The 14,795-nt window shown below is 72.9% G+C and carries 12 protein-coding genes; 6 read left to right on the forward strand and 6 right to left on the reverse strand.

Annotation, left to right across the window (positions count from 1 at the left end; translation table 11 throughout):
* Positions 1 to 533: 533 nt before the first annotated feature.
* Genes ACLQ3K_RS05400 through ACLQ3K_RS05410 form a run of 3 tightly spaced genes read right to left on the reverse strand, consistent with a single transcriptional unit; the run spans position 534 to position 5,512 of the window.
* Entirely contained in the window at positions 534 to 4,814 is a 4,281-nt protein-coding gene (locus tag ACLQ3K_RS05400) for an alpha-(1->3)-arabinofuranosyltransferase domain-containing protein (protein WP_425997634.1), read from the reverse strand.
* The gene (locus ACLQ3K_RS05405) at positions 4,801 to 5,001 is read right to left on the reverse strand and encodes a DUF2613 family protein (RefSeq protein ID WP_068523508.1); all 201 of its coding nucleotides are present in this window, start codon (positions 4,999 to 5,001) and stop codon (positions 4,801 to 4,803) included. Before ACLQ3K_RS05405 ends, ACLQ3K_RS05400 begins: the two co-directional genes overlap by 14 nt.
* Before the next feature lie 10 nt (positions 5,002 to 5,011).
* Positions 5,012 to 5,512, reverse strand: a complete 501-nt coding sequence (locus ACLQ3K_RS05410) for a universal stress protein (RefSeq protein ID WP_068524678.1) — start codon at positions 5,510 to 5,512, stop codon at positions 5,012 to 5,014.
* Positions 5,513 to 5,655: 143 nt separating this feature from the next.
* On the opposite strand from ACLQ3K_RS05410, the gene ACLQ3K_RS05415 reads away from it, so the two are divergent.
* The 3 genes from ACLQ3K_RS05415 to ACLQ3K_RS05425 all read left to right on the forward strand — a co-directional run bounded on the left by ACLQ3K_RS05415 (position 5,656) and on the right by ACLQ3K_RS05425 (position 8,446).
* Entirely contained in the window at positions 5,656 to 6,579 is a 924-nt protein-coding gene (locus ACLQ3K_RS05415; RefSeq protein WP_425997637.1) for an SMP-30/gluconolactonase/LRE family protein, read from the forward strand.
* A 27-nt stretch (positions 6,580 to 6,606) separates the two neighbouring features.
* Positions 6,607 to 7,770 (forward strand): glycoside hydrolase family 3 N-terminal domain-containing protein, encoded by a 1,164-nt coding sequence (locus tag ACLQ3K_RS05420; protein ID WP_425997639.1) that lies wholly within the window; start codon positions 6,607 to 6,609, stop codon positions 7,768 to 7,770.
* Positions 7,771 to 7,849: 79 nt separating this feature from the next.
* Entirely contained in the window at positions 7,850 to 8,446 is a 597-nt protein-coding gene (locus ACLQ3K_RS05425; protein ID WP_224647710.1) for a TetR/AcrR family transcriptional regulator, read from the forward strand.
* 329 nt (positions 8,447 to 8,775) lie between these two features.
* On the opposite strand, the gene ACLQ3K_RS05430 is transcribed toward ACLQ3K_RS05425, so the two are convergent.
* Both ACLQ3K_RS05430 and ACLQ3K_RS05435 read right to left on the reverse strand, forming a co-directional pair.
* Complete coding sequence (locus ACLQ3K_RS05430) at positions 8,776 to 9,666, reverse strand: MaoC family dehydratase (RefSeq protein ID WP_425997641.1); 891 nt, start codon at positions 9,664 to 9,666, stop codon at positions 8,776 to 8,778.
* 2 nt (positions 9,667 to 9,668) lie between these two features.
* Complete coding sequence (locus tag ACLQ3K_RS05435; protein WP_425997643.1) at positions 9,669 to 11,027, reverse strand: 3-oxoacyl-ACP reductase; 1,359 nt, start codon at positions 11,025 to 11,027, stop codon at positions 9,669 to 9,671.
* Positions 11,028 to 11,132: 105 nt separating this feature from the next.
* Between ACLQ3K_RS05435 and ACLQ3K_RS05440 the strand changes: the two genes are divergently transcribed.
* From ACLQ3K_RS05440 to ACLQ3K_RS05450, 3 genes are read left to right on the forward strand one after another with little or no spacing between them, the layout of a single operon-like run.
* A complete protein-coding gene (locus ACLQ3K_RS05440) occupies positions 11,133 to 12,416 on the forward strand; it encodes an acetyl-CoA C-acetyltransferase (protein ID WP_224647706.1) in 1,284 nt (427 codons plus the stop codon).
* Positions 12,417 to 12,448: 32 nt separating this feature from the next.
* Positions 12,449 to 12,871: a CoA-binding protein gene (locus tag ACLQ3K_RS05445; RefSeq protein ID WP_425997645.1), complete on the forward strand. Its 423-nt coding sequence runs from the start codon at positions 12,449 to 12,451 to the stop codon at positions 12,869 to 12,871.
* A complete protein-coding gene (locus ACLQ3K_RS05450) occupies positions 12,868 to 13,368 on the forward strand; it encodes a hypothetical protein (RefSeq protein WP_425997647.1) in 501 nt (166 codons plus the stop codon). Before ACLQ3K_RS05445 ends, ACLQ3K_RS05450 begins: the two co-directional genes overlap by 4 nt.
* A gap of 331 nt (positions 13,369 to 13,699) precedes the next feature.
* Here the strand turns inward: ACLQ3K_RS05450 and ACLQ3K_RS05455 are convergent, their stop codons facing one another.
* Entirely contained in the window at positions 13,700 to 14,794 is a 1,095-nt protein-coding gene (locus tag ACLQ3K_RS05455; protein ID WP_425998129.1) for an acyltransferase family protein, read from the reverse strand.
* Between the last annotated feature and the right edge of the window lies 1 nt (position 14,795).

Consider the following 14,795-nt stretch of genomic DNA (forward strand, 5'->3'; position numbering starts at 1 on the left):
TTTCAGCAGTCGGGTGATGCGTGGGGCGCATCGCCTTCGGCTGCGCGGGGCGGGACACCACGTGACGGCCTGGCGAGTCGGTCCCGAGGCCGCGCCGGGAGCTGCGAACAGCGCATCGAGCCGGGCCGCCGAAGCCGCGACGTTGCGCGAGGGATCGGGTGCCCAAGGGGACTCTGCGTTCGGTGGGGGAATCGGCGTAGCGCGGGGGGCGACCGAGTGCGGCTGCGGCTGACGCGTCGCGGGGGAATCGGCGTCTCGTGGGGGGAGAGCCGGCGTCTGATGGGGGATTCGGTGCGGCGTGGGGGACGGCCCGTCCCCCACGCAGCGAGCGGCTTCCGATGGGGGACCGAACGGATCGCCCGCGGATCGGTGCCGCGTGGGGGACGTCGAACGAGCGCTACGGCGTCGTGGCGAGCTGCGGGGTATGCGCCGGACGCATCGCTCGAACAGCAAAATGAGCCACTGACCTGCAGGTTCATGGGGTATGCGTGGCGCGCATCGCTTCTCTGCGAGACAACACCCAGCCCGCAGGCCTACTTCGCGCCGCCGGCCTCGCGCTCGTCCTCGCCGGACGCGCCGCCGCGCCCCCGCAGGAAGCGGGTGGGCGGCACCGTCGACCAGGCCATCAGCAGCACGCCGGCCAGGGCCAGGCCCTGCGGCCAGGGGCCGTGGCCCACGTAACCGGCCTCGGCGTGCCACGGGCCGGTCGCGAGCAGCAGCATCCCCGCCAGTACGAAGCCGGAGGCGCCGAACACCCGGATCGCCGCCCGACGGTCCGCTGACACGTGCAGCCCGGAGACCACCCACGTCGCGAGGCCGGCGGCCGCCCACAGCGCGAGCCCCGGCCAGCCGCTCAGCACGAAGGCGACCGCGCCGATCCCCAGGCCCGCCGCGACCCCCGGCTGCCAGGCGCGCACCGGCCCGCCGTCGGCACGCGGCCGCGAGCCCGGGACCAGGGCCAGCGCCGCGAGGATCACCAGCAGGACGAGCCCGCCGAAGAGCCCGATCCGGTACGGCGCGTTGAGCGCGAACCGCAGGGTCACGGCACCGTCGGTCCCGGCGGGCACCACCCAACCCTGCTGCCAGCCGTTCACCGTCACGGCGCGCAGCGGCGTGCCGTCCGGCCCCGTCGCGGCCCAGCCGGAGTTGCGGCTCTCGGGGACGACGAGCACCTGATCGGCATCGGGCCGGCTGACCGTGACCACCCGGCGGTCCGGGGTCCAGCTCTGCACCTTCACGCTCTCGTCCCGGGGCGATGCCTCGGCGGCGGCCGGCGTGTCCAGCGACAGCGAGTCCACGCTGAAGGCGAGCCCCGGCGACGCCACGACCTGCGCCTTCCCGGCCGGCAGCGGCACCGGCGCGGGGTCGCAGGCCACCGCGCGGACGGGCGCACTGTCGCGCAGCTCCCGCGCTCCCGCCTCGATCCGGAAGCGCAGCAGCCGGTCGCCGATCCGCACCGTCGGGCCGGTCTCGCACGGCACCACGACCGGACGGTCCGCGGGCGCGGGATCGGATCCGGGGACGGGCGCCCCGTCGGGGCCGACGGCCCGCACCTCGGCGAGCCCGGGCGCCATCTTCTCCGGGAAGCCGAAGTCGTTGATGTTGATCCGCTCGTCCCAGTCGAGCAGCGAGATCGAGATCGAATCCGTCACGGCCGGTTCGAGTTTCACGGTGACGGAATCGCCCGACGGCAGCTCGCGTACCTGCCGACCCGTGCCCAGGTCGACGCCGATTCGCATGGGCCGAGCGGGCGCCTCGCCGCCGGGCAGCCGCAGCGTCAGGCCGCCGACGACCTGCGGCGACGGCAGCCGCAGCCGCAGCACCGGCTTCGGCGACGTGGGCTCGGTGACCGACTGCGGCGCCGACCAGACCGTGTTCGGGTCCCCGTCGACGGCCGCGGCGGAGCTCGCCCGGCCGTCGCCGACCGCCGACTCCGCGAACGCCGACGGCGCGCCCGGCGCCCCGAGCAGCGCCGACAGCGCCTGGCCGGGGCGCGCGCGGACCGTCAGCGACGGCGTCACCGCAGCTGCCCCGGGACCATCGACGGTGCGCCGCAGCGGCCCCGGCTCCTCCGGCCCGATGGCGATGTCGGCGCACTGGACCGGTCCCGGCGCGCCGTTCTCGCCGGGCGTGACGACGCAGCCGGAGCGGCCCATCGTGTCCTGACCGAAGACCCAGCGCTGCGCCGGCCCGGACGCGGGCAGCGCGACGTCGTGCCGCGCGGGGATCGACTGCTTCGACCGGGTGTCCGTGAGCTCGGCCTCGGTGATGGCGAACTGGTTGCCCCAGGTGCGGTCCGCGGTCTCGGCGGCGGTGATCCGCACCCAGCGCGTCGGCTCCGACGGGGCGACCAGCGTGATGGGCGTGCCCGCCGTGACGGGATCGGAGTAGACGGTGCCCGCCTCGGTGGTGATGAGCAGGCGCGTGACCGCGGGGCCCAGTGCGCGCCCGACGGTGACCGTCACCGACAGGTCCGCGCGGGGCTCGGGCAGCGTGAACTGCAGCCACTGGTTGATCGCGTGGTCCAGCCCGGAGGAGACCCACGCGGTGTTCTTGTCGCCGTCCACCGCGGCGGCGGTCCCCGCGCCGGGGAGCACGGTGCCGAGCTGCGTGGCGTCGGCGGCCGAGCTGGACGCGGATACCGTCGCGCCCTGCCACGTCCCGTCGACCAGTCCCGCCGCCGGGTAGTCGGGGAGCCGGTTCAGCGTTCGACGGGGATCGGAGGCGGTGCGGATCGCGGAGCTGTGGTCGTCGACGCGGCCGTAGTCGGTCTCGCGCCGCTTGGGCGTGTCGGTGACGGTCAGCGGACCGTCGGGCAGGCCCGCGTCCTTCGCGTCCGAGGCGAGCAGCGCCGCGCCCAGCTCGCGCCGGCCCGACGCGGCGGCGTCGGCCTGCAGCCCCAGCAGCGCCTCCGGCCCGCCCGCGACGCGCGGCATCGTCGCCAGGTCGGCCACGTACGGGCCGGTGGGGGCGCCGCCGTCGACCCGGTAGATCGTGATGGCCGGCAGCGGTGGCCGCAACCCGGAGTCGACGACCACTTTCTCGACGGTCGGCGGCGCGATGTCCGCGCCGAAGCGCGCGACCTCGCTGATCCCGGGCGAGCCCTCGATCGCGGCGCGGGCCAGCGCGGGCCGGGCGGAGCGCGACGTGCCGGGGTCGAGGTCGGCCCGCAGCACGAGGTAGGAGATGCCCTGGCGGCGCAGCGTCGCGGCCAGCCCGGCCGACGGGGTGCCCGCGCTGAACAGGCGCTGCACCGAGTCGAGGGCGCGGATCGCACCGGGCGGGTTCAGCGGGATCGCGTCGCGCACGGCCCACGGCGTCTCGGCCAGGGGCTGGATCGGCTCGTCGCGGGTGAGGCCCCACAGCTGCGCGCCGAAGGGCGCGCCGGGCACGACGAGGGCGCGCTCGGCGCGGGCCTGGCCGGGCGCGGTCCCGGCGGCGTGCGCCGACAGCCAGTCGGCGGCCTGGGACCAGTAGTCGGGGATCTTGTCGTACGGCCCGCGCGGCGCGAGCTTGCCCGTCCACGCCATGCCGCCCGCGAGCGCGAGCACTACGACCACGGCCAGGGCGCCCGCGGCGAGGCGGTCCTGCTCGGGGTGCGCCAGGGCCCGCCGCACCTTCGCCAGGCCGACGGTGCCGGGCAGCGGCGCCCGGGCCAGCAGGTGCGCCATGCCCAGGACCAGCGGCAACCGCAGGAAGGGCTCGAGCTTGTAGACGTTGCGCAGGGGCGCGCCGACGCTGTCGAGGAAGACCCGCACCGGCTCGGCGAACGGGGAGCCCAGGCCGCTGGCGTAGCCCGCGCCGATCCCCGCCAGCCCGACGAGCAGCACCGTCGCCCAGACCCCGCGCTTGGGCATGCGCCGCATGGTGAGCCCGGCGATGCCGGCGCACGCGACCAGGCCGGTGACGACGACGGCCGCGGGGGAGGTGGTGAGCATCGCGCCGGCGCCGCGCTCGTCGGAGATGAACGGGCTCCACGACGTGGTGCCGCGCAGCACCTCCGGCACCGACGCCCACTGCGTGGTCGCGCGGGAGGACTCGATGAACTCGAGGAACGGCGGGCTGACGCGGCCCATGATGAGCAGCGGCACGATCCACCAGGTGGTCGCCAGCGCCACGCACACCGCCCACCAGGCGCTGAAGCGCCAGAAGCGGCCGGTCCCGGCGCCGAAGCGCACGTGCAGCAGCCACCACAGTGCGGCCACCGCGCACGCGAAGCCCGTGGCGACGGCGTTCACCGCGCCCATCAGCGCGACCGCGACCGCCGAGCGGGCGGCCAGGTTCCGCAGCGGCACGTCCGCGCCCTGCAACAACAGGACCAGGGGGAGCAGCACCCACGGCGCGAGCATCACCGGCGCGGTCTCGGAACTGATCGCGCCCAGCGTCGTGAGCACCTGCGGGGCCAGCACGAACGCGGCCGCGGCCACGACGCGGCTGCCGCGCGAGCCGGTGCCCAGCGCCTCGGCGAGCCGGACGATGCCCCAGAAGCCCGCGAACAGCAGCATCGCCCACCACAGGCGCTGCGTGATCCACGGCGGGACGTGCAGGAACTGGCCCAGCGCGAAGAACGCGCCGTGCGGGAAGAAGTAGCCGTAGGCCTGGTTCTGCACCTGGCCGAGCGGGGACTGGCTGGACCAGACGTTGGCCGCGCGCGCGAGGAAGCCGATGGGGTTGGCCGTGAGGTCGAGCTTGGTGTCGGCGACGACCTTCCCGGGCGCGCTGAGGAAGCTCAGCGCGAGCAGGGCGACGAACGCCCACGCGCCTGCGCGGCGGGTCAGGGGCTCGTCGGAGAAGTGGGGGCTACTTGTTGGCACCCGAGTCGTCGCGCTCGCCGTACGCCGACGAGCCCTGCAGGAAGCCCTTGTCCTTCGACACGGCGGCGGGGTCGGTGGTCGGCGACGTCTGTGCGACGGCCGCGCCGCTCACCAGTGCGAGGGCCACGGCGACGACGATGCCGGCGAGCGCTGCGGTGGCGCTGGCGATGATCGAGGTGCGGTCCATGCGGGAAAGTCTACAGGTCCAGCTCCGCGCAGCCCGACGGCACGATCATGACCGGCCGCTTGCATCCGCGCAGCACGTGCTCGGAAACGGACGAATGCCACAGCGAACGGATGCCCGAGACGCCGCGACTGCCGGAGACGATGACGTCGACGTCGAAGGTGTCCGACGCGGCGATGAGCGCGGTCCACACGGTGGTGGAGACCTCGATGAGCTCGCCGTGCGCCGTGAAGCCGGCCGCGGCCGCCAGGTCGACGCCCTGCTGGTTCGTCTTCTTCGCCTCGGCGTGCACCACGTCGCTCTCGCGGGTGAGCGCGGTCTCGGCGGCTCCGGCCCCCGCGACGCCCGACATGGCGGACAGCCGGGCGGCCTGGTGGATGGTGGACTCCCACGCGGTGACGACGATCGCCTCGGCGTCGCGGCCCTGCGCGAGCACCTTGCTGGCGTACTTGACGGCGCGCTGGGAGGACTCGGAGCCGTCGTACGCGATCAGAACCTTGACGGGGACACTCATGCGGATCACCTCGATCTTCACGGTTACCTGATGCCTCCAGGCTACGCCGAAACGCCTCGGTTGCAAGATGCAAGTCCGGGCGAGTCCGGCGCGTCGCGGACGCGCCCCCGGGCTGGTTTTCCCCCGCCTGCCAGACTGCGCGCATGCGAAGAAGCCGCACCCCGCTCCGCGCCGCCGCCCTCGCCTCCGCCGCGCTCGCCGCGCTCGCGGTGACTCCCGCGACGGCGGGAGCGGCACCGTCGAACCAGGCCTGCGGAGGCTGGCGCACGACGGTCCTGCGGTCCGGGATGGGCACGCTCGAGAACCTCGCCTTCGACGGCGCTGGCACCGTCTACCTGGCCCGGCAGAACGTGGTCACCGGGAAGGGGAGCCTGCTCGCGGGCACCGCGCCCGGCGCGCTGCGCACCGTCGTCGACCTGCCGAACCCCGGCGGGATCGTGGTGCGCGACGGCGCGGTGCACGTCGCGACGGCGAACAGCGCACCGTCGGGGCTGCTGGGGAGGACGGACGGCACGGTGACCGTCGTGGACCCGGCCACCGGCGCGGCTCGCGTCGTCGCGTCCGGGCTGACCATGCCCAACGGCCTCGCGCTCCTGCCCGACGGCCGCGCCGTGACCAGCACCGTCCTCGGCCCGCGGCAGGGGATCGTCGCCACCGCGCCCGGCGGCGCGCCCGTGCCCTTCGCGCTGCGCGGCGAGCCCGTCAACGGCCTCTGGTTCGACGGTGCCTCCGGCCGCCTGTGGGCCTCGACGGCCACCACCGTGACCACGCGGCTCTACGCCATCGATCCCGCGCGGCCCGACCGGCCGCGCCGCTACGAGGTGCCCGGGTTCGGGCCGGGGCACTTCGCCGACGACCTCACCGTGGGGCCCGACGGTGCCGTCTACGTCGCGCTCGACCTGCCCGGGACCGTCGTGCGGCTCGATCCGGCGACCGGCGCGCAGTGCACGATCGCGACCGGCCACCGCGGCGTGACGTCGGTGCGGTTCGGTCGCGGCCCGGGATGGGACGGCGCCGCGCTGTACGCGACGACCCTCACCGGCAAGCTGCTTCGACTGTCCCGATAGCCGACCCGATCTGACAGACTGGCGCTGATGCAGAAGTTTCGGAACCTCACGATCCTGGTGATCGCCGCGGCCGGCGTCGCGGCGTGCGGCCCGTCCACTCCCGACGCCCCGCCGTCCGCGACGACCGCGGCGCAGGCACCGTCGGCGACCATGTCGGCGGCACCGTCGTCGGGTGCGGGACGCCCGGCGACGTGCGGTGCGGACTTCCTCGCGAAGCTCTCGGTGCGCGAGAAGGTCGGGCAGCTGCTCATGGTCGGCGTGCGCGACGCCGCCGACGCCCGGCGCGCCGTGCAGCAGGGCGTGGGCGGCGTGTTCATCGGTAGCTGGACCGATCGCGCGGTGTTCTCGGGCGGGACCCTGCAGGCGGTCGCGAAGGCCGGGAAGGTGCCGGCGATGGTCTCCGTCGACGAGGAGGGCGGCCGCGTCTCGCGTGTTCCCGGTGCGAACCTCGTCTCGGCGCGCGAGCTGGCGAAGACGATGACGGTGCCGCAGGCGCGCGCCGAGGGCGCACGGATCGGGAAGCTGCTCAAGTCCAAGGGGATCACGGTGGACTTCGCGCCCGACGCCGACGTCTCCGCGCAGCCCGACGACTCGGTGATCGGCGACCGCTCCTACTCGGCGGATCCCGCTGCGGTGGTGCAGTACTCGCAGGCCTTCGCCGCGGGCCTGCGCGACGGCGGCGTGTACCCGGTGTTCAAGCACTTCCCGGGCCACGGCAGCTCGTCGGGCGACTCGCACCAGGGCGGCGTGAGCGTGCCGCCGCTGAGCCGCCTCAAGCAGAAGGACCTGGTGCCGTTCCGCGCCGCCGTCGACACCGGTGACGCGGGCGTCATGGTCGGCCACCTGACGGTGCCGGGGCTCACCGAGCCGGGCCTGCCGACCAGCCTCAGCCCCGCGACGATGCGGCTCCTGCGCGACGGTGTCGGGTACGGGGCGAAGCGCTTCGACGGCCCGATCTTCACCGACGACCTGTCCGGCATGAAGGCGATCACCGACCGGTTCAGCGTGCCGCAGGCCGTCGCGAAGTCGCTCGAGGCCGGCGCCGACGTGGCGCTGTGGATCTCGACCGACCAGCTGACCGCGGCCATCGACGCCGTCGAGGCGTCGGTGAAGGCGAAGCGGATCACGGCGAAGCAGCTCGACGATTCGGTGCTGCGAGTGGCGCGCGCGAAGCACGCCGTACGCTGCTGATTCCGAACGGATTTCACCGGAACTTACTTGCGAGTAACCTCGTGGGCTAGTATCTGACTCGAGAGTAAGGAGGACGCCGATGGCCGGTGGGACGAAGCGTTTGCCGCGCGCGGTGCGCGAGCAGCAGATGCTGGACGCCGCCATCAAGGTGTTCTCGCGCAACGGCTTCTACGAGACGTCGATGGACGCGGTGGCCCGCGAGGCGCAGATCAGCAAGCCGATGCTGTACCTGTATTACGGGTCGAAGGACGAGCTCTTCGCCGCCTGCGTCACGCGCGAGGCGGGCCGGTTCATGCGCAGCATCGAGTTCGACGCCAGCCCCACGCTGCCGCCCCTGCAGCGCCTGCGCTCGGTGATCGCCGGCTTCCTCAAGTACGTTGACGAGAACCGCGACGCCTGGCGCGTGATCTACCGCGAGGCGACCGGCCAGGCGGCGTTCGCCGCGCTCACCGAGGTGAACCGCGAGCGGGTGGTCGAGATGACCGCGGTGCTGCTCCGCGAGGCCGCCAAGTACGCGCCGGAGGACACCGACTTCGAGCTCTACGCCGTCGCCCTCGTCGGCTCCGGCGAGGCGATCGCGGACCGTCTGGCCACCGGCAAGGTCGAGCTCGACCGCGCCGTCGAGATCATGACCTCGTTCCTCTGGGGCGGCATCCGCGGCGAGCGCCCGGAGTAGTCGCCCGACGGTGCCCGGCCCGCCCGGCCCCACCCGGCCCGGTGGGCGGGTGCGCGGGCACGGCGGGTGTGTAGTCGCTCCGCGAAGCGATGCGTCCGACGCATACCCCGGTAGTGCCAGGTCAGAAGCTGTTTCTGGGCGCTGGTAATGCGCCCGGCGCATCGCCTCGGGTGCTGAAAGTGGCACTGACCTGGTGCGATGAGGGGTATGCGTGGCGCGCATCGCTCTTCTGAACGACTACTGCCCCCGCCCCCGGCGCGCACGACCGCACCCGGAGACGACGATGCCCGCCGCGGCCGAGGCCGGGCGGGCACGTCGGAGAACAGGGCTTACAGCGGCGTGACGGTGGCCGTCACGTGCGGGAAGCCCTTCTTCAGGTCCTTCGCGACGATCTCGGTGCCGCCGGTGGCCTCGTCGCGCGAGACGTACAGGCCGACCTTCGCGGGCAGGATCACCGGGCGCCCGAACCGCACGTGGTAGACGAGCGCGTCGGGCACGTGGCCCTCGACGACGCGCAGCATCGCCGCGGCCGTCCAGCCGCCGTGCGCGATCGACGACGGGAAGCCGAACGCCTTGCCGCCCAACGGCGACATGTGGATCGGGTTCCGATCGCCGCCGACGGACGCGTAGTGCCGGATCAGCGCACCGTCGGCCGAGAGCAGCGCGTCGGGGGCGCCGGGGCGACCCTCCTTCGGCGCGGGGCCGGACGGCTCGCCCGACAGCGAGGTCCGCTGCTGGATGAGCATCGTCGACACCTCGGACGCCACCGACGCGCCGGACGCGTCCGTGAACTCCGTCGTGAAGTCGATCAGCATGCCCTTGCGGTGCTCGCGCAGGTTGCCGACGGACGTGCGCAGCGTCAGCTTCTCGCCCGGCTCCACCCGGCGGCGGCGCGTGATCGTGTTCTCCACGTGCACCGACCCCACCGCCGCGGCGGGGAAGTCGTCCGAGAGGAACAGGTCCATGATCAGTGGGAAGGAGAGCACGTAGAGGTACATCACGGGCACCTCGCCGGTGTTCTTCAGCCCGACGACCTCGCAGTACTCGCCGACCCGCGCAGGATCCACGTCGACGGTGAGCTCGACGGCTCGATCCGGCAGCGGGGTCTCCGGCGTGAGCTTGCCCTGCTTGCCGACGACCGGCAGGATGCCGCGCAGCCCGCGCGTGAGCACGGACAGGCTCGACGGCGGCGCCTGCAGCACGGTGGTCTTGGTCGCCATGATCAGGCCCCCAGCAGGCTCTGACCGCAGACGCGCACGACGTTGCCGGTCACGGCGGCCGAGGCGGGCGCGGCGAAGTAGGCGATGGTCTCCGCGACGTCGACGGTCTGGCCGCCCTGCTGCAGCGAGTTCATGAGGCGGCCGGCCTGGCGCGTGGCCAGCGGGATCGCGGCGGTCATGGCGGTCTCGATGAAGCCGGGCGCCACGGCGTTGATGGTGATGTTCTTCTTCGCCAGGACCGGGGTGTAGGCGTCGACGATGCCGATGACGCCGGCCTTGGTCGCGCCGTAGTTGGTCTGGCCGCGGTTGCCCGCGATGCCGGCGATCGACGAGACGTCGACGACGGAGCCGCCCTCGTTCAGCGCGCCGGCGGCGAGCAGGTCGTCGACCAGCTGCTTCGGGGCCTTGAGGTTGACAGCCATGACCGAGTTCCACTTGCCCTCGTCCATGTTGGCGAGCAGCTTGTCGCGGGTGATGCCGGCGTTGTTGACGACGATGTCGAGGCCGCTGTGGCGCGACTTCACCAGCTCGGCGATCTTCGCGCCGGCGTCCGGCGCGGTCACGTCGAGCGGCAGCGCGGTGCCGCCGACCTTGTTCGCGACCTCGGACAGGGCCTCGCCGGCGGCGGGGATGTCGGCGGCGATGACGTGGGCACCGTCGCGCGCGAGGACCTCGGCGATGGTGGCGCCGATGCCGCGGGCGGCGCCGGTGACCAGCGCGACCTTGCCGGCGAGCGGCTTGTCCCAGTCGGCGGGCGCGGCGGCGTCCTTGTCGGTGATGCGGATGACCTGCGCGTCGACGTACGCCGACTTGCCCGAGAGGAGGAAGCGCAGCGTCGACGCGAGGCCCGAGGCGCCGGTGGCGGCGTCCGGGTGCACGTAGACGAGCTGGGCGGTGGCGCCGTCGCGCAGCTCCTTGGCGACGGAGCGGGTGAAGCCCTCGAGGGAGCGCTGGACGATGTGCTCGTCGAGGTCCTGGATCAGCTCGGGGGTGGTGCCGAGCACCACGAGGCGGGCGCTGTTGCCCAGGGAGCGGATCTGCGGGCCGAAGAACTCGTACAGGCCCTTGAGGTCGTCGATGTTGGTGATGCCGGTGGCGTCGAAGACCGCGCCGCCGAGCTTCTCGGCGCCGCGGGCGCCGCCGTTGTTGACGACGAGGTCGTAGTCGGCGAGCAGCTCGCGGACGGGCTCGACGAGGCGGCCCTTGCCGCCGAGGAGGACGGGGCCGGCGAGCGCGGGCTTGCCGGCCTGGTAGCGGCGCAGGACGGGCGGCTGCGGCAGGCCGAGGCGGCTGGCCAGGAAGGAGCCGGGGCCCGACTTCACGAAGGCCGCGTAGAAGTCCGTGCTGGGTGCATCAGGCATGTGAGGTACCTCATCCGTGTGGGGTTCCGATAGGCTATCGACAAGCAACTTACTCCAGAGTAAGAATACTCGGTAGTAGCAACCCTCGATCACTGGGAGAAACCCGTGGCAAACATCGAAACCCGTCCGGTCGCCATCCTCGGTGGAAACCGGATCCCCTTCGCGCGTTCGGACCGTGCGTACGCGAAGGCCAGCAACCAGGACATGTTCACCGCTGCCCTCAATGGTCTCGTGAGCCGCTTCAACCTGCAGGGCGAGCAGCTGGGCGCCGTGGTCGGCGGCGCCGTGCTCAAGCACAGCCGTGACTTCAACCTGATCCGCGAGTCGGTGCTCGGCAGCCCCCTGAGCCCGTACACGCCCGCCTTCGACGTGCAGCAGGCCTGTGCCACCGGCCTGCAGGCGATCAACGCCGCAGCCCAGGGCATCCAGCTCGGCCGCTACGAGGCGGCCGTCGGCGGCGGCGTCGACACCACCTCCGACGCCCCGATCGGCGTCTCCGAGGGCATGCGCAAGGTGATGCTCGAGCTCAACCGCACCGGCAGCACCGTCGACCGCCTCAAGCTGCTCGGGAAGCTCCCCGCGAACCTCGGCATCGACATCCCGCGCAACGGCGAGCCCCGCACCGGCATGTCGATGGGCGAGCACGCCGCCATCACCGCCAAGGAGATGGGCGTCTCCCGCGCCGAGCAGGACGAGCTGGCCTACCTCAGCCACACCAACATGGCCGCCGCCTACGACCGCGGCTTCTTCGAGGACCTGGTCACCCCGTACCTCGGCCTCACCCGCGACGACAACCTGCGCCCGGGCAGCACCGTCGAGAAGCTCTCGACCCTCAAGCCCGTCTTCGGCGTCTCGCTGGGCGACGCGACCATGACGGCCGGCAACTCCACGCCGCTCACCGACGGCGCGTCGACGGTGCTGCTGTCCTCCGACGAGTGGGCGGCCGAGCGCGGCCTGCCCGTGCTCGCGTACCTCAAGGACGTCGAGTACTCGGCCGTGGACTACGTCGGCGGCAAGGACGGCCTGCTCATGGCGCCGACCTACGCGGTGCCGAAGCTGCTGGCCCGCAACGGCCTCACGCTGCAGGACTTCGACTTCTACGAGATCCACGAGGCCTTCGCCTCCGTGGTGCTGGCGACGCTGCAGGCCTGGGAGTCGCCCGAGTACTGCAAGGACCGCCTCGGCCTCGACAAGCCGCTCGGCTCCATCGACCGCAGCAAGCTCAACGTCAACGGCTCGTCGCTGGCGGCCGGCCACCCGTTCGCCGCGACCGGCGGTCGCATCGTGGCCTCGGCCGCGAAGCAGATCAAGGAGAACGGCGGCGGTCGCGCGCTGATCTCGATCTGTGCCGCCGGCGGTCAGGGCATCACCGCCATCATCGAGGGCTGATGCAGTCGGCCCCGGCCGCCTAAGCTGGTGTCATGACCGCGACGGACGATCTGATCGAGAGGATCCTGCGCGACTACGACACCATCACGGTGGTCGGGGCCAGCGTCGATCCGGCGAAGGCGGCGCACGACGTGCCCGCCTACATGCAGCACCGGGGCTGGCGCATCATCCCGGTGAACCCGCACGCCGACGAGATCCTCGGCGAGCCGGTGTATCGCACGCTCGCCGACGTGCCCGAGCAGGTCGGGCTGGTCGACGTCTTCCGGCCCGCGGAGTTCACGCCCGACATCGCCCGGCAGGCCGTCGCCGCCGGGGCGACGGCGCTCTGGTTGCAGCTGGGGATCCGCTCCGCGGAGGCGCGCGAGATCGCCGAGGCCGCCGGGCTGCTCTACGTCGAGGACCGCTGCCTCATCATCGAACAGCGCCGCACCCGCATCTCGAGGAGGACCGCATGAGTTTCGGCATCGTGATCGTCATCGGGATCGCGGTGGTGGCGATTCTCCTGCTGGTCGGCGTGATCTGGTTCCTCCGCGACTCCAACAAGCGCATCCAGGACTTCGCCAACTCCGGCGACCTCATCCCCGGGCGGCCCGGCCGCGCGCCCGCCGAGTGGGCCAGCGCCACCTCCACCGAGGCGCTGCTGCATCAGCGCACCCGCTACGCCATCGCCGACGTGCACCGCGGCGCCTTCGCGCCCGCCGTCCCGCCGCCCGCGGACTCCGCGATCGACGGCCCCGAGTCCGATCTCGCCGCCCTCGACGACGCCGTCTTCGCCCTTGACGACCGCATCATCGCCGCCGCCCAGCTGTCGGGAGAGGAGCGCACGAAGGCCCTCGGCGAGCTCGAGCCCAAGGTCGTGGCCCTGGAGGTCCTGACCGGCAAGCTCTGGGACGCCCCGTCCGCCCAGCGCCGCCCGATCCTCGACGCCACCACCGCCACGCTCCTCCGCTGAGCCCGTCGCCCGCGCGGGGCGGGGTGTTGTTCGGAGCAGCTATGCGTCCCACGCATACCCCCGAAACCCGCAGGTAGACGCTATCTTCTTCGGGCCGGGCAATGCGTCTGGCGCATACCCCCGTCTTCCAGCTCCACGGTCCGCCGCCCCGTCGCCGTGTACGTCCTGGCAGGGGTATGCGTCCAGCGCATCACCTGATCGTGGAAAAGTGCCTCTGACCTGGAGGTTTAGAGGGTATGCGCGGGACGCATCGCTTCCGTGGAACAACACGGACCCGGTGCGAGGATCGCCTACGGCGCGAGCCGTGCCCTCGGTGCCGCCGTTCCGGGAATCAGCGCCCGCCCGCGACCGCCGCCGCCCGCGGGCGGCTCACCGCCGCACGGACGCGTTCCGCCCCGACTTGCAGCCCCCACGACAGCACGATCGTGATCACGGTGGTCACGACGACGATCGGCCACGTCGATCCGGCGAACAGTGACCAGCCGAAGAGGTCGAGCACCACGAACTCCATGACGATCACGTGGATGAGGAAGAACTCGTAGCTGATGGAGCCGAGCCACACCATCGGCCGCGAACCCAGCACGCGCGACGGCCCGGTCGCGAACGCCGCCACCAGAAGCCCGCCGATCAGTGCCTCGAGCAGGAACTTCGTGACCCCCTGCGCCGGCGTGGGCAGCCGCAGGTCGATCGGCCCGGCGAGCGGCGTCAGCAGCACGGCGTAGGCCACCGCCGCAGCGAGGAGCAGTGGCAGCCGCGGGAGCCGCACCCGATCCACGAGCAGCGCCACCACGATCCCCGCGGCGAAGGCGGCCGCGAACGCCGGCGGCCACGAGCGTGCCGTCTTCCCGAAGACCTCCGTCGCCGTGGCCACCAGCAGCCAACCGACCGAGAGCGCGACCATCGTCGCCGGCACCGCCCACGCCCGACGGGCGCGCACCAGCCACAGTCCCAGCAGTGGAAGCGCCAGGTAGAAGACGACTTCCACGCACATCGACCACATCTGCGTCAGCCCCGTGTGCACGTACCCCACGCTGTAGATCTGCGTGAAGGTCAGGTGCCGCAGGTATCCGAACCACCCGTGCCCGTGCGGCGAACCGTCGGGCCGCCACAGGTAGATCGCGTAGACGACGGTGACCACCACCCAGTACGCCGGCAGGATCCGCCAGGTCCGCGCGACGAGGTACCGCCGCACGTCCGGCGACGCGCCTCCGGCCCGCGCGCGAAGCCACGGCCGCACCAACAGGAACCCCGACAGTGCGAAGAACACGGGCACCGCGGTCTCGAGCCGCGCGTAGGCGGCGCCGAGCGCGTCCGGGGTGAAATCGCCGCCCCAGAACGCGGCGTGCGTGACGCACACCCCGAACGCCGCCAGCGCCCGCAGCCCGGTGAGGGCGGGGACGTGGCCGGAGCGCGGGGCGGTGTCGATG

Source organism: Tsukamurella sp. DT100, assembly GCF_049844855.1.
Classification (GTDB): Bacteria; Actinomycetota; Actinomycetes; order Mycobacteriales; family Mycobacteriaceae; genus Tsukamurella.